The organism is Treponema succinifaciens DSM 2489 (genome assembly GCF_000195275.1).
Lineage (GTDB): Bacteria > Spirochaetota > Spirochaetia > Treponematales > Treponemataceae > Treponema_D > Treponema_D succinifaciens.
Genome location: NC_015385.1, coordinates 1,385,945 through 1,407,132, shown reverse-complemented (window position 1 = coordinate 1,407,132; position 21,188 = coordinate 1,385,945). Strand labels below are relative to the sequence as shown.

Here is a 21,188-nt window from a genome sequence, read left to right as displayed (position 1 = left end):
AACTTATTTGCGGTTTCCAAAAAGCCTTAAAAGCGAAAGGAAAATATTTATAAAATCAAGATAAAGCTCAAGCGCGCCGTAAATCGCAATTTTCTTAAACGAGTCTGAATTGTCCGCACTTGAAGAAATGCGCATGATTTTCTGCGAGTCATAAGCTGTAAGTCCTGTGAACACAACAACAGAAGCAACAGAAATCAGCCAGTCGAACATTGTGCTTCCGGCTCCAAAAAGAAACAAAATTCCATTCAGCAGAGAAGCGATGATAATTCCGAGCAAAGCCATCATAAGATAGCGTCCGGCTGTTGTAAGATCTGATTTTGTCTTAAGACCGTAAAGCGACATTCCAAAGAACATTGCCGCTGCGGAAACAAAGCAAATTGCGATTGAGCTTGCTGTATATGTAAAGAAAATTGTAGAAATTGTAAGCCCGTTTAAAGCTGAATACAAAATGAACAAAAGCTTTGCGTTTGCTACAGAAATCTTTCTAATTGAAGAAGTAAGTCCGACTACAAGACCGATTTCCGCAATGCAAAGAATGATAAGTCCCATTCCGCCTGTTGCCTTTAGAATAGAAATAATCAGTCCTGACTCTGCCGCGAAAAATGAAACTACCGCGCTTACAAGAAGTGCGATTCCCATCCATAGATAAGTTCTCGTTAAGAAAAGTTTCCGTTCAGTTTCTGTTGGAGCGTAAAACGTCATTTGATTTTCCATAGATTTCCTCCGAAAATTTTATTTTTATAAATATAATATATTACATATAAAACCGCAAACTTTATTTTTTGTAACAGCTCATTTTCAGTTTGTTGAAAAAATATCTTTTCTTTTGCAAAAATCCCCATTATAATAATATGCATTGAAGAATATGATAAGAATTTTTTCAGCTGGAATTTTAATTGTTGCACTTTTTGTTTCATGCGCGGCTTCTTTTGAAGAATCTGAAGCCAAAGATGATACTTTAAAAAATTCCGTAGAAAATTTTGAAAGAACTTCTTTGTGGTCAAATGAAATTGAAGCTGATATTTTAAAAGAAAAATTACCCGCTGTAAAAAAAATTTCTCCAAAAACAATTTTGTCGCCAGCTTCTGTCGCTTTGGCTTCTGTTGATTCAAAGACTGTTTTTCCGAATTTTAAGGATTCGTTCAGCCTTGACGTTTCTTCAATTGATAAGAATGCTTTAAAAATTCTTGATTCATTTTTTTATTCACTTGAAAGTAATGCGGATTGCGAAAAATATTTTGAAACTGAAAATCTTTATTCGCTGGTTATTTTTCTGCATGATTTTTCTGAAATGAAGCTGAATATTTTAAATCATGTTGCAGGCGAGCCGTTTTTTTCTGATGGAATTTATCAATGTCCAGTAAGAATTTTTCTTAAAACAAATGATAAAAAAAATTCAAGTGTTGACATTTATGCATATTTAAAAAAAACAAACCAAGAATGGAAAATTTTTCAGCTTGAAATTTTCAGCTTGAACAAAAATTTACAGGAGGAATGATGTCTGAAAACAAGGAGCTTACAAAAATAGAAAGGGAGCTTGTGCTTCAATATCTTATGGACGACAATGTTCCTCTGACTGTTACGCTTGAGAAAAAACCTGAGCAGAATGATGTTGAAATGGTTGACGAAAAAATTCCTGTGCCTGAAAAAGAAAACCGGATTCCTGCGAGTGCGGTTTTTCCTGTTGCGATTCCTTCTGAGCAAATAAAAGTTTTGAATCAGGGGATAATTCTTTTAAAAAATCCTGCGCGCACGGTTCTGCCGTTTTTGGGAAAGCTTGTAAAAGTTCAGTTTTATTTTAATCATCTTGGGCTTTATTTTATTACAACGATGAAAGAGTGTTCACAAGGACTTGCGATTGTCATTCCTTCAAGCATAAAAAGAATTCCTGAGGTTTTTTCAAAAAGCGATTATGATTTCAGCGGAACAATTTCTTATAAGGCTGAAAATTCTGTTGTTGAAATTGACTGCGTTCCGATGAAAGGCTACAGAATTTTTTCTACTCCAAAGTGGTCTGAAATTCCAGAGGAGAATCAGCATGAGGCAAAGTCGCTTCTTGAAAAGTTTGTGCAGGAAGTAAAATCCGGGCAGGCAAATCCAATCGGAAACGGCATTCAGCTTTTAAGTATTGTCCGCTATCTTTCTGAAAAAAATATTTTTCCGCAAGAACCCGTGGAGGGCAGAGTAAAACCGTTTTTTATAATTTTTGCTGATGACAAACGGATTGTGCTTGCCTGCGCAGAAAATTCTGAAAATCTTGATTATGAATTAAAGTACAATCTTTCGCTTTTCTTTACGCTTTCGGAAAACAGGCTTTTAAAAAGAACGGTTCAAGTTGAGTGTTCTATTGAAAAAATTTATGAAAACGAAAATTCAAAAAATATAAAATGCTTCTCCCTTAAATATGAGAATTTAAAAGAAGAAGATTCCAGATTCTTGTATGAAAGAATCACTGGCAAAATCCTAGGCGAATAAAAAATCGCCTAGGATTTTGAATTCGGCTAATTAATTTTTTCTGTTGAAAAGCGAAAATTTTCTTTTTCTATTATTGAAATTTGTTTTGTTCCCCAGAAGAACTCCGATTGGATTTAGTATTTGAATATTTTCGCAGATGATTTTTATAATTACAAGAATCGGAACTGCAAGAATCATACCAATAAATCCCCAAAGCCAGCCCCAAAGCGAAAGACTTACAAGAATGAGAAACGGAGAAATTCCAAGGTCTGAACCTTCCCAGCGTGGCTCAATAATATTTCCGAGAATGAAATTAACAGCAAGCACGGCTATTCCTACATAAAGAATTTTTCCAAATGAAGGATAAAACTGAAGAACCGCAAATCCAGTTGTAAGAACCCAGGAAAGAATAGAACCGAACGTTGGAATAAAATTCAAAATGAACGCAAGAAAACCCCAGATAATTGCAAAGTCAAGCCCAACAATAAAGCAGAACAGGAACACAAGAAGTCCTGTGAAAAACGAAATCAAAAATTTTATGGAAATGTATCGTGTTACTTCTGCGATTGTTTTTGTAATTATGAACATTATTTTTCTGTTAAGACGCTCTTCTGGAAACGCAGTTTTTACTTTTTCTTTCATTCCGCGGATTTCAATTAAAAAGAAAACAATGAACAGCGCGATTACGAGTATGACTTTTGCAGTTGAAAACATATAACCACTTGCCGCCAATGCGAAGTTCTGAACAAATGTTCTTACCCCTAATGAATTCCAAAGGTTTATAATCAGTGATGAATTTTCGTCAAACGGAATGTGAAAAGCTTCGGCAATTAAACTGTAGACAGTTGTGAATCTTGCTTCATATTTTGGATAAGCATTTAAAACTGTCCGGCAACTTGCAACCAAAAGATTTCCGATTATAAAAAAAGCCACAGCCGCTAAAATCACAACTAGAATTATTCCTACAATCCACGGAATACGAAATTTCGTAAGGTTCTTTACAAATGGATAAAAAACAAACGAAAGCATTAGCGCAAGTGTGAGGGGAATAAAAAAGGAAGATGTGATTTTTAAAATAACAGTCGCCAAAATTATGGCAGCAAAAAGTAAGATGTAAAAAATGCCCTTTGAATAATTTTTGTCTTCCATAATTTGACTTCCTATTTTTATTTTTTTATTGTTTTGTAAACAGGAGATGCTACGTCTGTTTTTGGTCCGATTTTGTCGAATCCGCAGTAAGGAACAAGAACTTCTGGAATTGTTACAGATCCGTCTTCATTTTGATAATTTTCAAGAATTGAAAGCATTGCTCTTCCGACTGCAACGGCTGTTCCGTTAAGCATGTGAACGTATTTATTTTTTCCATCATCGTCATGGTATTTTACATTCAGTCTTCGGGCCTGATAATCTGTACAGTTTGAAGTTGAAGTTACTTCGCCGTAATCTCCGTCCGGGTGATTTTCATCCGCACGTCCAGGCATCCATGCTTCCAAGTCCCACTTTCTGTAAGCAGGTGCGCCCAAATCTCCAGTACAAGTATCAACAACACGGAATGGAAGTCCAAGTCCGCTGAAAATTTCCTCTTCAATTAAACGAAGTTTTTCATGAAGTGAATCGCTCTGCTCTGGAAGACAGTAGACAAACATTTCAACTTTATCAAACTGATGAACTCTGTAAAGCCCTTTGCTGAACTGGCCTGCAGCCCCTGCTTCTCGTCTAAAGCAATGCGAAAGTCCGCAGTACATAAGCGGAAGTTTTGATTTGTCAAGAATTTCTCCTGAATGATAGCCGCCGAGTGTTATTTCCGCAGTTGCAACAAGGCAGGTTCCTTCGTCTTCGATTGCATAAACATTGCTTTCATTTCCGCGCGGATTAAATCCAATTCCTTTTAGAATTTCTTCGCGTGCAATGTCCGGAGTTATAAATGTTGTAAATCCGTGCTTGCGCAAAATGTTGAGAGCGTACATGATAAGCGACTGCTCAAGAAAAACCGCTTCATTTTTTAGATAATAAAATTTTGCTCCTGAAACTTTTGTTCCGCGCTCAAAGTCAATTAAATCCAATGACTCACCAAGCTCAACGTGGCTCTTTGGCTTGAAGTCAAATTTTCTTGGCTGACCGACTTTTTTTACTTCAAGATTTTCTGTGTCAACTTTTCCGACTGGAACTTCTGGATTCGCCATGTTTGGAATCTGACGTCCGGCTTCTTCAAGCTTTACCTCGAGCTCAGAAAGTTTTGACTCCGCTGAAGAAACAGCATCCTTTATGTTTTTTCCTTCTTCAATATATTTTGCTCTTGTCTCTGGATCAAGTTTTTGTTTCATTGCCGCCGCATTTGCATTTCTTTTCTGCTGAAGATTCTGCAATTCAGTTGTAAGAGCAGTGCGTTCATCAAAAAGCTTCACTACTAAATCTGCGTCAGCTTTTGCAGGATCCATGTTGCGGTCTATAATATTTTTCTTTACTGCTTCAAGATTGTCTTTAATAAATCTGTAGTCCAACATTTTTTGCCTCTATGAAATAAAATATAATCAGTTTACTGTATTTCGTAAACTACTTCAACATTTACAGAAACGGAAGTTTTTCCTCCTGAAACTGGAGTAGAACTGTTTTCCTTTTTTGCCGCATATAAAACTGTGTTCGATATGCTTTCTGTGATTGCCGGACGCTCTTTTATTGAAATGATTTTTCCAACTGAGCATCCACTTGTGCTTGCAAGAGTAACTGCTTTTTGTTCAGCATCACGCAACGCAAGAATTCTAGCCTGTTTTTCAGCATCTGAAGTTTCTCCTGCGGAAAATGAAAGTGAATCAAACTGATTCGCTCCAGCTTTTACAGCTACGTCGATTAACTGTCCAGTTTTTTCAATTGAAGAAATCAAGATGTTTATGCTGTTTGAAACTACGTATTGCCCAAGAATTGTCCGTCCGTTTGAATACGAAGTTTCCTGCTGAATATAAAATGATGAAGTTGAAATATTTTCTTTTCCGATTCCAAGTGATTCCAGTGAATTTCTTACAGCTTCCATTTTTTTTGCATTGTCTTCGGTTGCTGTTAAAACACTTGCGCTTCTTGTTACAACTGAAAGTGAAATTACAGCTTTTTCGTTGTCAAGTTTTACAGTTCCTTTTCCTGTTACAGAAATTGTTCTAGGTACATTTTTTTCTGCTTTAAAATTACAGGAAGTAAATGCAAAAAGAACAGAAACTGCTAATGCAAAAATTTTTTTCATTTTTTTTCTCCGAAACTTATCTTATATTGAAATAAAATTTTTTTAAGTATGTAACACGCTCGCTGGCTTTTTTCCAGATTGGACTTTGCGGATAACGGCGGATAATTGTTTCATAATTGTCAAGCGCGCTTTTTATATTTCTTTCTGATGAATTTGATTCGAAAATTTGAGCCTGAAGAAAAAGTCCTTCATCAATTCTTGAGTCTGTTTTTTCAAAGAAACTTTCAAGACAGGCAAGTGAATCTTTGTATTTTTTTGAATTGAAATATTCCTGCGCGGCTTTTAAAAGCTCATCAGCAGAAGAATCCGATGAATTGTTTTTTTCTAATGAAGTTGAAGAAATTTCCTGCGAAGACGCAACTTCACTGCCGGAAGAAATTTCACTGAAAGTTTGTGTTGAAGGATTTTCTTTTTCATAATCTTTTTTATCAATTGAATTTTCTTCTGGAATTTTTGAAGATGCTTCAGGAATTTCATTTTTTTGATTTGAAATTTCTGAAGTAGAAATTTTTTCTTGGTTTACATTTTTTTGCGCTGGCGGAACAATAGAAGAATAATCAGGTGCTAAAATTCTCTCGGCTGAAGAATTTTTTCCTTTTATTTCAACTTCCAAATAATCATCTATAAAAGCACCTGTAAGCTGGTCGTTTTTATAAAAATGAAGAATTGTTTTTCCTTCTTCTCTGGAACGCAAACTGAACGAAGTATTTTTGTCTCCTATTTTTCGTCCAAAGTAACGCATCAAATTTTTTCCGTCTTCTTCGCCAAGATAAATCCAGCCTTTTCCCGGATAAACAATGTCCAGGTACTGGCTGTTTTTCATTGAAACTGAACGCGATGGAATTACAGGAACTTTTTCAGGCTCAGTTTCTTCTTCTTGTGAAGTTGTCTCTGCGGAATTTTCTTTAACATTTGCTTCTGGAACTTGAATTTCCGGCTGTGAAATTATTTCTTCTGAATTTTCTGTATTTGTAATTTCAGTTTTAGAATTTTCATTCTCTGAAACTTCATTTTTTTCTTCAGCAGGAACTTCGCCTTGTTCAGATTGAATTTCTTCTGCCACATTTTCGCTGCTGGAAATTTCCTGCAATGCGCTTTCTTCTTTTTCGGGTTCTGAATTTTCTTCCTGAATTTTTTCTTCCGGTGGAACAAGCGGAATTTCTTCTGTTTCTTCAATCGGCTCTATGACTTCCTGCTTTTCAAGAAAAACTGGCTCCGGATCGCTTTCATAATATCCTTGAATATCTTCAATAGGCTCAAGTTTTATTTCTTCCTGAATTTTTTCTTCCGGCGGATTTTCGTCCGATGAATTTTTTTCAGGATGAATTTCTTCATTTGAAATTTCAGGATTCTGTTCTTGAGTTTTTTCTATTTCCTGTTCCTGCAGTTGATTTTCTTCAGCGGTTATTTCTGTTTCTGAATGCAAAACTGACTCCTCATTTTCTTTTGGAGAAGAGGCGCATGAGAAAAATAAAAATGTAAAAAGTAAAGCTAAAAAAAATTTTATCACGGAGCTGCTCCTAAAATTTCGTTTGCAATTTTTTCATTTGATTTTCCAAGAGATTCAACATTTTCCTTGGAAGGAACAGAAAACCATCTGTCGAATTCATCTTTGCTCCAAGTTGCATTTTGCTCTCTTGAAAAATAATAATCTTCCGTTAGAGAATCTTCTTTTGGCGGAAAAAAATCTTCCACAGCTGAAAAAGGAATTTGCTTTGGAAAAATAAAAATATCCTGTTTTTTTTTCTTCTGAAAAATTCCCGATGCAAAAGCAAAAACTGCAAGGGCAATAAGCAAAATTGTTATTCCAGTTGTAATCTTTGTGTTTTCCCGGAGAAAATTTTGCAGATTTTTCTTTATATTTTCAAAGAAATTCATTGCTGGCTTCTGGTTTCCTCTGTTTCAGTTTTCCCATCAGTTTTTAAAGTTCCGTCTGGATTGTGTTCTCTTCTTGGAGGACGCGGCGGAATTACAATTCCTTCTTCCTGCGGAACTTCTTCTTCAACAAAATCTGACTGGTCGTTAAAGACAATGTTTCCGTTCATGGTGTCTTCGTCAAGACGGACTTGCAGAACTTTTGTGATTCCTGATTCTTCCATTGTAACGCCAAGCATTGTTGATGCGCCCATTACAGTTTTTCTGTTATGAGTGATTACAATATACTGGCTTATGTTTCCGAATGCGCGCAATGTGCTTACAAAACTTGCAACGTTTTTGTCATCAAGAGCCGCGTCAATTTCGTCCAAAAGACAAAACGGGCTAGGGCGGACTTGATAAGTTGCAAAGAGAAGCGCGACTGCTGTCATTGTTTTTTCACCGCCGGAAAGAAGTGAAATATTTACAAGTTTTTTTCCAGGCGGCTGTGCAAGAATTTCAACTCCGCTTGAAAGAACATTTGCCGGATCTACAAGCCTAAGTTCGGCTCTTCCTCCATTCATAAGTCTGCGGAACATATTGTGGAAATTTTTTCGAATTTTATTATATGTGTCCAAGAACATTTCAGAAGATTTTGTCCGGATTTCTTCACTTACGCGGACAAGATTTTCCAAAGTTTTTTGCGTGTCATTATAGTTTGCCTGCTGGCGTTCGTAGCGTTCTTTTTCTTCCGCGAACTGCTCGATTGCCATTAAGTTCGGAGTTCCAAGTTCCTGAATTTTTTGCTTCACCTGAGAAAGCTTTTCTTTTAAAGCCGGAACTGGAGTTGTGATTGTGTACATCCGCTCTTCAAATTCCATCAAGTCACGCGAAAAATTTTCTTGGAAGTTCTGCTTAACATTTCTAATTTCAGTGTCGTACTGCGCAATTCCAACACTGAACTTTTCAAGCTGGCTTTGATATTTGTTCCGCTCTTCTTGTTTTTTCTGAAGCGCGTTTTGTTTTCCGCTTACCTGGCTGTTGCATTCTGAGATTTGCTTGTCCAAGTCATTTAGTTCCGCAGTAATTTTTTGACCTTGAGCTTCTAGTTCCGCAATTGATTCTTCGGTTTCCTGAAGCTGCTCCTCATTTTCTTCCCGGCGCTTGTTTTCCTCAAAAAGCTCGTTCTGCTGTTCCCGAAGCGAAGTTTCTTCAGAAGCCAAAGTTTTTCGCAAAGTTGAAATCTGCTGCTCGCACGAAGTTATTTGCTGAGCCATCTGCGCCTGGTTTATTCTTAACTTTGAAAGAGTGTCTTTGTATTCATCAATTTTTTTGTTAAGCGCATTGTTTTTTGAATTCAGTTCCGCGCTTTCATTTTTTATTGAATCGATTGTAGAAAGATTCTGCTGAATTGAAGAGTCGATTCCGCGTTTTTTTGTGATGATTCCTTCCGGCGAAAGAAAATCATCAATAAATTGCGGCGTTGTTTTTGTATATTCTGAAATGGACTGTGAAAGTTCTTCAAGCATCCGCAAAATTTCTGTAAATGCCGCAACCGCATCAGATCCCATTTGTGCAGAATCTTTTTCAGAATGCGAAGGAAGCGAAGAAAAATCCTTGAAAATATTCGCGCGTCCGTTCGCATAAATTTTTATTTTTTCAAGTGCCGTATCAAGCGCCTCTTTTGCTTTTTTATTTGAAGTGCTTGAATAGCCTGCGTCTTTTAATTTTGCGTCAAGTTCTGTAACAATGTCTTCTGTTATCGATGTAAGCTGCTTTTGCAGTTCCACACGTTCCGAATCAAGGTTGTTGATTTTTCCAGAATTTGTGTTTATAAGCCTTAAATTTTCTTCAATCTGACTTGAAGACTGGCGGATGTTTTCAGAAAAATTTTCAACGTTTTTATTTATATCTGAAAGCTGCTTGTGCTTTTCGTGAAGCTCCGCATTCTGGCTGTCAATTTCTTCATTATATTCATCAATGCGCTCTTCAATATTTTTTATGCGGTTTTCAATTTGCCCGATTTTTTCTTTCATCTGGCTTTGATGCTCGTGAAGTTGCCGCGCCATTGCTTTTTTTCCGGTTTGTTCCGCGCTGATTTTTATGACAAGTTGCTGCTTTGTGTTTACTTGTTCTTGAAGTTCTTTTACTTTGTCTGTGTTGACTTGGAGTGTATTTAAAATTTCTTCAATTTCATTTGCCGCGGAATTTCTTTTTTCTTCGGCTTCTTTTCTGTTCTGCTCATGGCGCGCTTTGTTCTGTGTAAAATCCTTGAGCTTTAAAAGCTGAATATCAAGCTCACATTCAAATTTTTCGTCTTGAAGTTTTCTATATTTTGCAGTTTTTTCAGCCTGAACTTTTAGAGTTTCGTAGCTGCGTTTTGTTTCTGCAAGTCCAATGTCAATTTGAGCCAGATTCGCTCTTGTTTTTTCAAGCTCACGTTCTGCGTCTGCAACTTCTGCCTTTGAACGGCTGATTCCTGCAGCTTCCTCAAAAAGATAACGTCTGTCTTCCGGCTTGCTTGAAAGAATCTGATCGATTTTTCCCTGTTCCATGACAGAATAGGCTGCTTTTCCAACTCCAGTGTCCATAAAAAGCTTACGGATTGAAGAAGCTCCAACTTGATTTGAATTTATAAAATATTCGTTTTCACCGTTGCGGTAAAGCCTGCGTTTTATTGCGATTTCAGAGTCTTCAAGAGGAAGAAGTCCGTTTTCGTTTGCAATTGTCAGTGTAACTTCCGCCATTGAAAGAGCCGGACGGGTTTCTGTTCCGTTGAAAATTACGTCTTCCATTGATTCGGCGCGAAGATTTTTTGAGCGGTTTTCTGCAAGAACCCATTTTATTGCATCAACAACGTTGCTTTTTCCGCAGCCATTCGGACCAAGAAGGGCAGTGATTCCGTCTGCAAAATTTATATGAGTTCGGTCGGCAAATGACTTAAAACCGAATATTTCAAGACTTTTTAAAAACACAGGAGGTTCCTCAATTTAAAATGTTTTTCTATTATAGCAAAATGACCTTTAAGCCTCAAGTATTAAAGGAATTTGGATCGACAACGTTACCTTTATAAAGCATTTTTGGAAAAACCGTTATCTTAAGTTTTTTTTCAAGGCGGGCATAGTTTTCCATTTCCCAGGCGTCTCCGATTACACAGTTTATTCCAGTTGCTCCGGCTCGGGCTGTTCTTCCTGCGCGGTGAATAAAAAAGTCTTCTTTTTCCGGCAAATCCATCTGGACAACGTGAGTTATGCCTTCAATGTCAAGTCCTCTGGAAGCAAGGTCTGTTGTAATGAGAATTTTTGTTTTTCCGCTTCTGAACCTGTCGATTGCTGATTTTCTGTCAACTTTGTTTGTTTTTCCGCATAAGGTTTCGCAGTCGATTTTTTTGAATCTTAATTTTGAAGCGATGTTTTCAATCTGATCGGATTTTGAAGTGAAAACGAGAAGTTTTTTTGGTTTTTCTGCATTTATAAAACTTCGCAGCGTGTCGATTTTATCTCTTCTTTCTGAAAAAATTGCCCAATGCGAAATTTGTTTCCTAAGAACATTTTCCATCGGAAGCGCAACAAAAAGAATCGCGTTTTCCTTTTCATCATTTAAAATTCCGTTTCTTGCTTTCTGAAGAATTTCGCGCGTATATTTGCTTACAGTGGCGGAATTTCCTATAAGCTGAACTGATTTTGGAAGACGCTCCATAAGACCCTTTGTGCTGTCCCTGAGTTCAGGACTTAAAAGCCGGTCAGCCTCGTCAAGAACAAGAGTTTCTATTCCGTCCGCCTTGAGTTTTTTTAAATGAATCAGCTCAAGAAGCCGCGCGGGACCTCCAATTACAATTTCAGGCTTTTCCTTTAAAAGCTCGATTTGCCGTGAAATTGGCGCACCTCCAATCAGCAGGGCGCATTTTATTCCGCTGATTTTCTGCACCTGAACTTTTATCTGGGAAGCAAGCTCGTAAGTCGGGGATGCAATCATAAATCGCGCCATTCTATTTTCCGTGGAATTCAAACGGCTCAGCAATGGGAGCAGATATGCGAAAGTTTTTCCAGTTCCGGTTTCACTTTGGAACATTATATTTTTTCCTTCTGAAATAAGCGGAATTATTTTTTTCTGCACTTCTGTAGGTTCTGTTATGCCGATTTCTTCAAGCTTTGAAACAATTGACTCGTCAACTTTTAGTTCTAAAAATTTGTTCATAAACAAAATATAGCATATTTTTAAAGTTTTGTGATATACTATGTGCCTATGAAAATTGGAATTGATACATTTGGTTGCGACCACGGAAAATCTGGACTCGGCTCGTACCTTATGTCTTTTATAAACAATCTTCCTGCTGAAAGCGAATTTGAGTTTGAACTGTTCGGGGAAGAAATTGACAGATACACTTATAATGCAAAACGCGATGTGCCTTTTTCTAGCATCGGAATAAAAACGACTCCGGGCGCAATCCGGCTTTGGCATTATTTATATGCAAACCGATTTATAAAAAAAATTGGATACAATGCGGTTGTTTTTCCGGCTGGAGCTAGACTTATTCCTTCAAAATTTAAAGTTCCAGGCATTGCAATAATAAATGACATTCCTGGAAATATTTTTAAGAATGAAAACTGGCTTGCGCAAAAGCACATAAAAACCGGACTTTCAAATGTTGACTGCATAATTGTTCCTAGCATGTTCGTAAAGAAAAATCTTGAGCGTTCAGGACTAAAGTGCCGCCGCATAGAAATTGTCCACAACGGAATCGACCACAGCAGTTTTTTTCCGATTGATTCTCTTGGAATTGAAAATGAAATTGCGGATATAAAGCCGTTTGCAATAAAAAAACCTTATATAATTTATGCGAGCCGGATGCAAAGTCCTGAAAAAAAACATATCGAGCTTATAAAAGCATTTTCGCTGTTTAAGAAAAAAACTAATTTGCCTCATAGACTTGTCATTGCAGGAAGCGACGGACCTTACAGTGATGAAGTTCATAAGGCGGCGTTTGAATCTTCTGCGGCGAGCGATATTTTTATAACCGGATACTTTCCTCATGAAAGTTTTCCTGAGCTATACAGAAACTCTGAAGCCTGCATTTTTCCTTCTGTGAATGAAGGGGCGGGGCTGCCAATTCTTGAAGCTATGGCGACTGGAATTCCTGTTGCCTGTGCAAAAGCTGGCGCGCTTCCGGAAGTTGCTGGAAACAATGCCCTTTTCTTCGATAGTGATAATATAGAAGAATTTGCTTCATGTATAGAAAAAATAACAACAGACGAAGTTTTCAGAAAAAAAATATCAGAAAGCGCGCTTGTCTGGTCAAAAAGATTTTCTTGGGAAAAATGTGTCCTTGAGACTTTAGAAATAATAAGAAGCGTTTTAAAATAAAAAAAGGAGCTTCCGTTAGCTGTTGCATTTGAAAGCTCCACATCTTTTAAGCTGTTTTTTGTTCAATCAAAAGAGATTCCGCAGTTGGAAGTTCTTTTTGATTTACAATATCTTTTGTGATTACAAGTTTCTTTTTGCCTTTTACGCTTGGAACTTCGTACATAAGGTCAAGTAGAATGTGCTCAACAATTGCCCTTAGTCCGCGTGCTCCAGTTTTGCTTCTTATTGCCATTTCTGCAATCTGGTCAATCGCATCATCATCAAAAGTAAGCTCCACATCATCTATCGCAAAAATAGCTTGAAACTGTTTTGTTATTGCATTTTTTGGTTCTACAAGAATTCTCTTTAAATCTTCCTTGTTTAATTCCTTTAATGCGCAAGTCATTGGCAGACGTCCAATAAGCTCTGGTATAAGACCGAATTTTACCAAGTCGTCGCTTGTAACTTGATTCAAAAGCTCCATTCGCTCTTCGTTTGTCCTATGAGTTCCTTCCGCTCCGAAACCTATTGAAGCTGTTGAAAGACGCTGCTCAATTATCTTGTCAAGTCCGACAAAAGCTCCGCCGCAAATAAATAGAATATTTGTAGTGTCAATATCAATCATTTCCTGATTCGGGTGCTTTCTTCCGCCCTGAGGAGGAACTGACGCGTGTGTTCCTTCGAGAATCTTTAAAAGCGCCTGTTGAACTCCTTCCCCGGAAACATCGCGCGTAATTGAAGTGTTTTCGCTTTTTCTTCCGATTTTGTCGATTTCGTCAATGAAAATAATTCCGCGTTCCGCCGCTGCAATATCTCCGTCCGCCGCATTGATGAGCTTTAAAAGAACATTTTCAACGTCTTCACCAACGTATCCGGCTTCTGTAAGGGTAGTGGCATCCGCAATTGCAAACGGAACATTCAGTTTTTGCGCAAGAGTTTTTGCAAGAAGTGTTTTTCCCGAGCCAGTCGGTCCCAAAAGAAGAATGTTTGATTTTTCAATTTTCACATCCATTGTAAGTTGCTGTTCCTTTGAAATTGAAAGCTGCTTGTAATGATTGTATACTGCCACGGAAAGAACTTTTTTCGCATAATCCTGACCAATAACGTACTGATCAAGATACGCCTTGAATTCTTTTGGAGACGGAATTGCGCTCATGTCGATTGGAGCTATTGTGTGGGCTTCATTGTTTAAAATTGTCTGGCAAGTTGCAACACAATGTTCACAAATATAAATCATGTCATCTGGAGAACTTACGACTCTTCTGTGTTCATCAGCAGGACGGCCGCAAAATGAGCATACCGGCTGATTGTTTCTGCCTAATCTGGCCATTATTTAACTCCTTTTTTCGCGCTGTTCATTATATGGTCAATTATGCCGTAATTTTTCGCATCTTCTGCCGGCATATAAAAATCACGCTCCATATCAGCTGCGATTACTTCTTCTTTTTTTCCTGTCTGCATGGAAAGATATTTTATACTGAGTTTTTTTAGACGCCCGATTTCCTTTGCTTGAATTGCAATGTCGCTTTCCTGACCTTGAGTTCCGCCCCAAGGCTGATGAATCATAACACGGCTAGAAGGAAGCGCATATCTTTTTCCGATTGTTCCGCCAGCAAGAATAATAGCACCCATGCTTGCCGCCTGTCCCATGCAAATCGTCTGAATATCGCATCTTACATATTGCATAGTGTCGTAAATTGCAAGTCCCGCTGTAACCGAACCGCCAGGACTGTTTATATACATGCTTATGTCTTTTTCTGGATTTTCGCTTTCCAAGTAGAGAATTTGCGCCACAATCAAATCTGCTGTTTCATCGCGGATTTCTCCATCAACAAAAATTATTCTGTCCTTCAAAAGCCTTGAATACAAGTCATAGGCTCGCTCTCCGTTTCCGCTTCTTTCAATGACAGTCGGAATAAGAGTATTCATAAATTCATTCATTAAATTTTCCTCTGATGAATAGTGTAAACAAAAAAAACGGAATGGGCAACACTCCGTTTTTTTTTGTTATCGTCAGAAATTTTCTAAGCTAGCGATTATTCTTAAAAAGATCCGCAAACTTAACTTTGTCTCCTTTTGAAACTTTTACCTGTTTGTAAAGCTCATCATAAAGCTTGTTTTCTTTTATTTCATCAATAATGTATTCTTTTGCACGGGCATCTTCATAATGCTCTTTTACTTCTTCAATAGTTGAACCTGATTCATCTGCAATTTTTGCGAATTCCGCTTCAACTTCCTCTGGAGTAACCGCAATATTTTTCTCACGGATAAGAGCATCAACAATCAGGCGGCTTTTGAGCATTTTTTCAGCATCTCCAGTCCACTGTGTGAGCATATTTTCTTTTGACTGTCCGGAAGCTGAAATCATTTTTTCAAGCTGCTCTGGTGTTGTCTGGAACTGCTGTGCCATCATTCTCCAGCGGCTTTCCATTTCAGCCTGAATCATTGACTTTGGAAGTACAATTGGATTTTTTTCTACAAGCTGCTCAAGAAGGCTCTGTGATTTGAGCTCTGCAATTTTTCTATTTTTTGCGCTTTCAAGACCTTTTGAAATATCTTTTTTAAGGTCATCTAGAGTCTTGTACTTTTCGCTTACATCCTGCGCAAGCTCATCGTCAAGAGCTGGAAGATTGCGGAGCTTTATAGCTTTTACAGTTACGCTGATTTTCTTTGTTTTTCCAGCAAGATCTTTGTTTTCCTCTTTAGCATCGTAAGTCTTAGAGATTTCTTTTGTCTCGTCTTTTTTCATTCCAACGATTTCGTCATCAATCTTGTAAATGTTTTCGCCTGTTCCAACTGTGAAAACAAAACCTTCGCGTTCGCTTCCAGGAATTGCAGCTCCTGAATCATCAAGCTCTTTGTAATCAATTGTAACGATATTGTCTTTTTCAACAGGCTCGCCTTCTTTTTTGTCGATTACAACAGCATTTCTTTCCTGAATAGCTTTCAATTCTTCGTTAAGCTCTTTTTCACCGATTTCAACCTGCGGCTCTTTTACTTCGATTTTTGAAAAATCTTTTACTTCAACTGAAGGGAAAACATCATAAACAACAGAGAATGTCAAATCCTTGTCTGTGCTGAATTCCGGAAGTTTGTCTCCGTCAAGACGTGGCTGAGTGTAGGGAAGAGGGCGAATATCTTTTGACTCTTCCTCTGCGAAAATCTGATTCAAAGATTCATCGATAAGATCTGCGAGAACTTCCTGCTTGAGGGAATCTCCATACTTCTGTTCAAGAACTTTTACAGGAACGTGTCCTTTGCGGAATCCTGGAAGCTGAACATTTTTTGCGTATTTAGAAATGTTTTTGTTGTATCCAGAAACAACGTCTTCTTTTGCAATTGTGGCAGTGAGTTTTACTGCTGAATTTTCAAGTTTGGAAATTTCCTTTGTTACCTTCACGTGGGAACCTCTCGATTATAAAATACACCGGGTCAAGGCACGCTTCATTTTAATCCTTGACACAGCAGTTTTTACAGTTTGATATAAACTGTAAATAAAAAAGCGATTCAGAAAAAAATCCAAATCGCTTCGTCGTCGAGCGGAAAACGGGAATCGAACCCGCAACATCGACCTTGGCAAGGTCGCGCTCTACCATTGAGCCATTTCCGCAAATTGCGTCGCAGCAACTGAATCCAGTACTGCTTTTTATAATGTAAGAGCGGAAAACGGGAATCGAACCCGCAACATCGACCTTGGCAAGGTCGCGCTCTACCATTGAGCCATTTCCGCAAAACCTCTGCGTTTTGTATTAATTTCTTTTCATTTAAAAAGAAGATTAAAATATGCGAAAGGAGGGACTTGAACCCTCACGCCTAAGGCACTAGATCCTAAGTCTAGCGTGTCTGCCAATTTCACCACTCTCGCGTGATTTTTTTGACCTACACAGAGTGTTTCAAAATCCTTTGAGCGATGGGAGGATCGAACTCCCGACCCACAGATTAAGAGTCTGTTGCTCTACCAGCTGAGCTAATCGCCCGATTTTATGCGTCCGACACGGCTCGAACGTGCAACCTTCGGATTCGAAGTCCACTGCTCTATCCAGTTGAGCTACGAACGCGTCCTGCTGCACGGCTCCACGTTGGAATCCGGGTGCCTGGTGGGATTTGAACCCACGACAACCAGATCCACAATCTGGCGCTCTACCCCTGAACTACAGACACCATGCAATCAACGAAATAGAATATAGCTGAATTACTTTCGTTGGTCAAGCAGAAAGTGCAAAATTTCTGAAAAAAAATTTCATTTTAAAAATTCCCCAAGGATACTCACCGCAATCAGGGCAAACGATACGGCAAAGCACGCAAAGTCCCGCGCTTTATATGGATATTTTTTTAGGCAGCAGCCGGATGTCCTCAGTTTGAATCCGCGCAAGTCAGCCGCAATTGCGGTTCCGCTTGTTTTCCGCACAGAAGAAACTAAAAGAGGCGCGCACAAAGGCAAAATCAGCGCAAGTTTTTTCAGCGGATTTTTTGTGTCCAGCTGGATTCCGCGTGAAGTCTGGGCCTCCTGAATTCCTTCCATTTCCTGCGCAAAAACCGGAATGAAACGGATTGCGGTTGTCAGCGTGAATGCGTATTTGTACGGAACGTGAAGTTTTTCAACAAGCGCGTTTGAAAGGTCGGCAAGTTTCGTAACAGAAAGCATCAGGGCAAGCGGAAGAGTCGCACCGCAAAGTTTAAGCACAAGATTCAGCGAGGTTGCAAGCCCGGCGTCTGTTATTTTTAAAAATGAAATTTGGTAAACAACATTTCCGCTTCTTATTATCAAAATCTGAAGAATAAAAAGGAAAACTGAAATTTTAACAAGCCCTTTCAAAAGCCTGAATGTCCTTGCTGAGATTCCGCAGAGAATTCCCGTCGCAATGTCAACGGCGAGAAGCAGAATCAGAATTTCAGCGGACGAGGAAATAAAGCACGACGCGCAAACCGCCATTGAAAAAATCAGTTTTGAAACCGGATTCATTTTGTGGAAAACAGAAGTTCCCGGAATGTAATCGACAAGACCTTTCATTTTATCGCCTCCTGAATTTTTGCGGCAAGCTCATCTGCTGTGCGGACGTTTTCAAAATTGAATCTGCCAGGAAATTTTTCTTCAAGCTCAAGCGCAATCTGAATAATCTGCGGAGGAAGAAGGCTCGCTTTTTGCAAGATTTTTTTGCTGCGCATTATTTCAAGAGTTTTTCCGTCCGCCTTGATTTTTCCGTCCGCAAGGACAATCATCCGCCGTGCAAAGTCAAGAACAAGCTCCATGTCGTGGCAAACCATGATTACAGTTGTTCCGTTTTTGTTCAGCTCTTTTACTGCGCTCATGATTTCCATGCATTCCTTGTAGTCAAGCCCGGTTGTCGGCTCGTCAAGAATCATGACTTTCGGCTCGACTGCGATAATCGAAGCCAATGCAAGCCTCTGTCTTTGTCCTCGGCTAAGTGAAAACGGCGCTTCATCCGGATTGAATCCAAAACGCTCGATGATTTTTTCTGTGCGCTTAGAAATTTCTTCTTCAGTTCCAGTCTTTAAAGCTTTCTGTCCGAATGCGATTTCGTCCCGGACTGTGTAAGTGCAAAGCTGGCGGTCGGGATTCTGAAAAAGAAAGCCTGTGGTTTTTGCAAGCATGCTGTTTTTCACTTTTTTTGTGTCGATTCCGTTTACGCATATTTTTCCGTCAGAAGGCTTTAAGATTCCCGCAAGAAGTTTGCTGAATGTTGATTTTCCGGCTCCGTTTTCTCCTGTGAGCGCGACAAATTCTCCGTCTTCTATTGAAAGTGAAATTCCGTGTATAAGCTCGGCGTCTTTTGTTTTTTCGTAGCCGAATCGGACTGAATCGCATTCAATCATAAAAGTCCTCCTGCAAGCGAAACGGCTTCTTTTGTGTCAATGCAAATTTCTGTCTCTGGCGTTATCATTTTGCGTGAAAGAATGCTTTTGTAAAAATCAACCGCGCGCGGATAATTTACGCCAAGCAAGGAAAGCTCTCCGGAATTTTTCAGAACATCGCGGATGTTTCCGAAAGACTTCAAAGAGCCTTTGTCAATCACGGCAAGCTTTTTTGCAAATTCGCAAAGTAGCATGATTTTTTGTTCTATTACAATAATTGTCATTCCGTAAGATTCGTTGAGGTCTTTTAGAATTCTGAAAATGTTTCTGCTGGACGCCGGATCAAGCTCGCCGGTCGGCTCGTCAAGCACAAGAATTTTAGGCTTCAGCGCGAGAATTGCGGCAACTGCGGTTTTCTGTTTTTGTCCGCCGCTAAGTCCGGAAATTTCCCGGCTGCGGAGATTTTCAATTCCGGTTTCTTTTAACGCCCACTCAAGCCGGCTTTCGATTTCGTCTTTTGGGATTCCGAAGTTTTCAAGTCCGAAAAGAATTTCATCTTCAGCAACAGAACAAGTCATCTGGCTGTCGATGTCCTGAAAAACGCTTCCGAGTTCAAGCGCAATGGTGCACGGGTCGTTTTCAAAGACATCCTTTCCGTTTACGCAGACTTTTCCGTAATATTCGCCTTTGTAGTGGTGCGGAATGATTCCGTTTATCGCGCAGCTTAGTGTTGTTTTTCCGGCTCCGGACGCTCCGATTATTCCGACAAAATCGCCGTTCTGAATTTCCATTGAAATATTTTTTAACGCCGGAACTGAACTTCCGCTGTACGCAAAGCTTAAATTTTCTATGCTTATCATTTTGCCACCTGACACCTAATTATTTCAGGTTATTTCAAAGTCATTTTCAGCGGAATATAAAGCAGCTGGACAAGAACCGCGTTAGTGCAGGCTGTGCAAAGAACAATCGGAATGTAAGCCGCAAGTGTCGCCTTGTCTGCTCGGAGAGCAAAAATCAGCAAAACCGTGTAAAGTCCGCCGCTCACAAATGTGCTGAACAAAGTTGCGGCTGCCGGTTTGAAATCGATTTTTCCAAGCTTAGGAAGCGGAATTTTCATAAGAAGCGACATAACGACTGCACCCGCGAATTCGCTTGCAAAATTCAAGTACGGAGTTCCCGGAAAGAACTGGCATATTGCGCCTGCAAGAATTCCGATGACCGCCGCCGCTGCGACATTCGGGTTAATCAATGCAATCGCCATGCAGTACATTGCGATAATGAAGTTTGGTTTCATGCCGCCGATGTTGATTAGCGAGCCTACAAAAAATTTCAGAACCGCTCCGGCCGCAAGCAAAACAGCAACAAGAATCAAGTCGCGGATTTGAAGTCCTTTTTTCTCTGAAGTTTCAAGAACACGTTTTTCACCAAGATTTTCGTTTTCATTCATAAAAAGCTCCTGTTTTTTATGTTTCTGTTAATAGAAACATATATCCGGTGCGCTTTTTTGTCAAGAGAGAAAATTAATTTTTTTCAAAATGAAATTTTAAGGGCAATAGACTTTTGAACAAAGCTAAGCTATAATTTAAGAATGAAATGGTTGATTTTTGCTCAGGCGCTTCAAGAAGAAAAAGCAAACCGCACTGAAATTTTTTTTACTTCAAATAAATGCGATTCTGAAAAAATTATTTTAAATAAAAATGAAAAAAGTTTAAAAGATATTCTTGAAAAAATTCCAAGTTCTGACGGATTTTTATTTTTTTCCGATGTTGAAAATTCTGCGCTGATTTTATCTTGCGTTTTGGGCTTTTGCTATGGAAAAAATATGCCAGTTCTTGTTTTAGATGAAGAAAAAAAATTCATCAAATTATTTCCTTGTGAAAATAAAAAACTGTCTTTAAAAAATTTTTATTCTGAAAATGAGCTTTTTAATTGGCTTGAAAAAAATATTGAGAATCTAAAATCAGAAAGTTTAAAACGCGCAAACAAGAATTCACTTTTGGAGCAAGGAATTTCATGCAGCGCAGACAGTTTTGAATTTTATCTTGAAAAAGAAAAAACTGGAATTTGCAAATCAATTTTGAATTCTGGAATAGATGTGAATTCAAAAACATTGCAAGGAGTTCCGCTTTTGTGTGTTGCAACGAGAAATGATAGCAAGGAAATGCTTGAACTTCTTCTTGAAAAAGGCGCGGACATAAATGAAGTTTCAGAAGACAGAGGATATTCTCCTGTGATGGATGCTGTCTGGCGGAAAAACTACGAAATTGCAAAGTTGCTTATAGACCATGGTGCGGACTTAAGCACAATGAGTTCGGACGGCCAGTCTATTCTTGTTCTTGCAGTTGGAAACGGAAATTCAAAAATTGTAAAACTGCTTTTGAATTCCGGCGCAGATCCTGACGTAAAGGACAGCATGGGAATGAGCGCGCGTGACTATGCATCGCTTTTCAAAAATGAAGAACTTATGAAACTGATGGGAAAAAAGTAAAAA

19 protein-coding genes and 6 tRNA genes are annotated in these 21,188 nt (G+C 38.7%); 4 read left to right on the top strand and 21 right to left on the bottom strand.

Going from position 1 to position 21,188, the window contains the following annotated elements:
- Positions 1-3 precede the first annotated feature (3 nt).
- Entirely contained in the window at positions 4-714 is a 711-nt protein-coding gene (locus TRESU_RS06710; protein ID WP_013701505.1) for a Bax inhibitor-1/YccA family protein, read from the bottom strand.
- Between the two features lie 151 nt (positions 715-865).
- Between TRESU_RS06710 and TRESU_RS06705 the strand changes: the two genes are divergently transcribed.
- Entirely contained in the window at positions 866-1,498 is a 633-nt protein-coding gene (locus TRESU_RS06705; RefSeq protein WP_013701504.1) for a hypothetical protein, read from the top strand.
- The gene (locus TRESU_RS06700; RefSeq protein WP_013701503.1) at positions 1,498-2,475 is read left to right on the top strand and encodes a hypothetical protein; all 978 of its coding nucleotides are present in this window, start codon (positions 1,498-1,500) and stop codon (positions 2,473-2,475) included. Before TRESU_RS06705 ends, TRESU_RS06700 begins: the two co-directional genes overlap by 1 nt.
- Positions 2,476-2,505: 30 nt before the next feature.
- Here the strand turns inward: TRESU_RS06700 and TRESU_RS06695 are convergent, their stop codons facing one another.
- The 7 genes from TRESU_RS06695 to TRESU_RS06665 are packed head-to-tail and all read right to left on the bottom strand — an operon-like array spanning position 2,506 to position 11,737.
- Positions 2,506-3,603: an AI-2E family transporter gene (locus TRESU_RS06695; protein WP_013701502.1), complete on the bottom strand. Its 1,098-nt coding sequence runs from the start codon at positions 3,601-3,603 to the stop codon at positions 2,506-2,508.
- A gap of 17 nt (positions 3,604-3,620) precedes the next feature.
- Entirely contained in the window at positions 3,621-4,958 is a 1,338-nt protein-coding gene (gene serS / locus TRESU_RS06690; protein ID WP_013701501.1) for a serine--tRNA ligase, read from the bottom strand.
- A gap of 32 nt (positions 4,959-4,990) precedes the next feature.
- Positions 4,991-5,686, bottom strand: coding sequence for an SIMPL domain-containing protein (locus TRESU_RS06685; RefSeq protein ID WP_013701500.1), 696 nt, complete (start codon positions 5,684-5,686; stop codon positions 4,991-4,993).
- A 16-nt stretch (positions 5,687-5,702) separates the two neighbouring features.
- Positions 5,703-7,196 (bottom strand): outer membrane protein assembly factor BamD, encoded by a 1,494-nt coding sequence (locus TRESU_RS06680; RefSeq protein ID WP_013701499.1) that lies wholly within the window; start codon positions 7,194-7,196, stop codon positions 5,703-5,705.
- The gene (locus TRESU_RS06675; RefSeq protein ID WP_013701498.1) at positions 7,193-7,564 is read right to left on the bottom strand and encodes a hypothetical protein; all 372 of its coding nucleotides are present in this window, start codon (positions 7,562-7,564) and stop codon (positions 7,193-7,195) included. The genes TRESU_RS06680 and TRESU_RS06675 overlap by 4 nt, the downstream gene beginning before the upstream one ends.
- The gene (locus TRESU_RS06670) at positions 7,561-10,515 is read right to left on the bottom strand and encodes a chromosome segregation SMC family protein (protein ID WP_013701497.1); all 2,955 of its coding nucleotides are present in this window, start codon (positions 10,513-10,515) and stop codon (positions 7,561-7,563) included. Before TRESU_RS06670 ends, TRESU_RS06675 begins: the two co-directional genes overlap by 4 nt.
- A gap of 55 nt (positions 10,516-10,570) precedes the next feature.
- Positions 10,571-11,737, bottom strand: coding sequence for a DEAD/DEAH box helicase (locus TRESU_RS06665; RefSeq protein WP_013701496.1), 1,167 nt, complete (start codon positions 11,735-11,737; stop codon positions 10,571-10,573).
- A 48-nt stretch (positions 11,738-11,785) separates the two neighbouring features.
- Here TRESU_RS06665 and TRESU_RS06660 point away from each other — a divergent pair, with 48 nt between their 5' ends.
- On the top strand, positions 11,786-12,904 hold the full coding sequence (locus TRESU_RS06660) for a glycosyltransferase family 4 protein (protein WP_013701495.1): 1,119 nt from the start codon (positions 11,786-11,788) through the stop codon (positions 12,902-12,904).
- Positions 12,905-12,950: 46 nt separating this feature from the next.
- On the opposite strand, the gene clpX is transcribed toward TRESU_RS06660, so the two are convergent.
- The 13 genes from clpX to TRESU_RS06595 all read right to left on the bottom strand — a co-directional run bounded on the left by clpX (position 12,951) and on the right by TRESU_RS06595 (position 20,144).
- A complete protein-coding gene (clpX, locus tag TRESU_RS06655) occupies positions 12,951-14,213 on the bottom strand; it encodes an ATP-dependent Clp protease ATP-binding subunit ClpX (protein ID WP_013701494.1) in 1,263 nt (420 codons plus the stop codon).
- Entirely contained in the window at positions 14,213-14,824 is a 612-nt protein-coding gene (gene clpP / locus TRESU_RS06650) for an ATP-dependent Clp endopeptidase proteolytic subunit ClpP (RefSeq protein ID WP_013701493.1), read from the bottom strand. The genes clpX and clpP overlap by 1 nt, the downstream gene beginning before the upstream one ends.
- Before the next feature lie 88 nt (positions 14,825-14,912).
- Positions 14,913-16,283, bottom strand: coding sequence for a trigger factor (gene tig, locus TRESU_RS06645; RefSeq protein WP_013701492.1), 1,371 nt, complete (start codon positions 16,281-16,283; stop codon positions 14,913-14,915).
- Between the two features lie 138 nt (positions 16,284-16,421).
- A tRNA-Gly gene (locus TRESU_RS06640) sits at positions 16,422-16,493 on the bottom strand.
- Between the two features lie 48 nt (positions 16,494-16,541).
- Positions 16,542-16,613: transfer RNA gene (locus TRESU_RS06635), tRNA-Gly, on the bottom strand.
- A 54-nt stretch (positions 16,614-16,667) separates the two neighbouring features.
- Positions 16,668-16,748, bottom strand: a tRNA-Leu gene (locus TRESU_RS06630).
- A 39-nt stretch (positions 16,749-16,787) separates the two neighbouring features.
- Positions 16,788-16,860 (bottom strand) — tRNA-Lys (locus TRESU_RS06625).
- 7 nt (positions 16,861-16,867) lie between these two features.
- A tRNA-Arg gene (locus TRESU_RS06620) sits at positions 16,868-16,941 on the bottom strand.
- A 31-nt stretch (positions 16,942-16,972) separates the two neighbouring features.
- Positions 16,973-17,044, bottom strand: a tRNA-His gene (locus tag TRESU_RS06615).
- A gap of 79 nt (positions 17,045-17,123) precedes the next feature.
- Positions 17,124-17,894, bottom strand: a complete 771-nt coding sequence (locus tag TRESU_RS06610; RefSeq protein ID WP_013701491.1) for an energy-coupling factor transporter transmembrane component T family protein — start codon at positions 17,892-17,894, stop codon at positions 17,124-17,126.
- On the bottom strand, positions 17,891-18,718 hold the full coding sequence (locus tag TRESU_RS06605) for an energy-coupling factor ABC transporter ATP-binding protein (protein WP_013701490.1): 828 nt from the start codon (positions 18,716-18,718) through the stop codon (positions 17,891-17,893). Before TRESU_RS06605 ends, TRESU_RS06610 begins: the two co-directional genes overlap by 4 nt.
- Positions 18,715-19,557: an energy-coupling factor ABC transporter ATP-binding protein gene (locus TRESU_RS06600; RefSeq protein ID WP_013701489.1), complete on the bottom strand. Its 843-nt coding sequence runs from the start codon at positions 19,555-19,557 to the stop codon at positions 18,715-18,717. Before TRESU_RS06600 ends, TRESU_RS06605 begins: the two co-directional genes overlap by 4 nt.
- Positions 19,558-19,586: 29 nt before the next feature.
- Positions 19,587-20,144, bottom strand: a complete 558-nt coding sequence (locus tag TRESU_RS06595) for a tryptophan transporter (protein ID WP_013701488.1) — start codon at positions 20,142-20,144, stop codon at positions 19,587-19,589.
- 141 nt (positions 20,145-20,285) lie between these two features.
- Between TRESU_RS06595 and TRESU_RS14230 the strand changes: the two genes are divergently transcribed.
- Positions 20,286-21,185, top strand: a complete 900-nt coding sequence (locus tag TRESU_RS14230) for an ankyrin repeat domain-containing protein (protein WP_013701487.1) — start codon at positions 20,286-20,288, stop codon at positions 21,183-21,185.
- Positions 21,186-21,188: the final 3 nt, after the last annotated feature.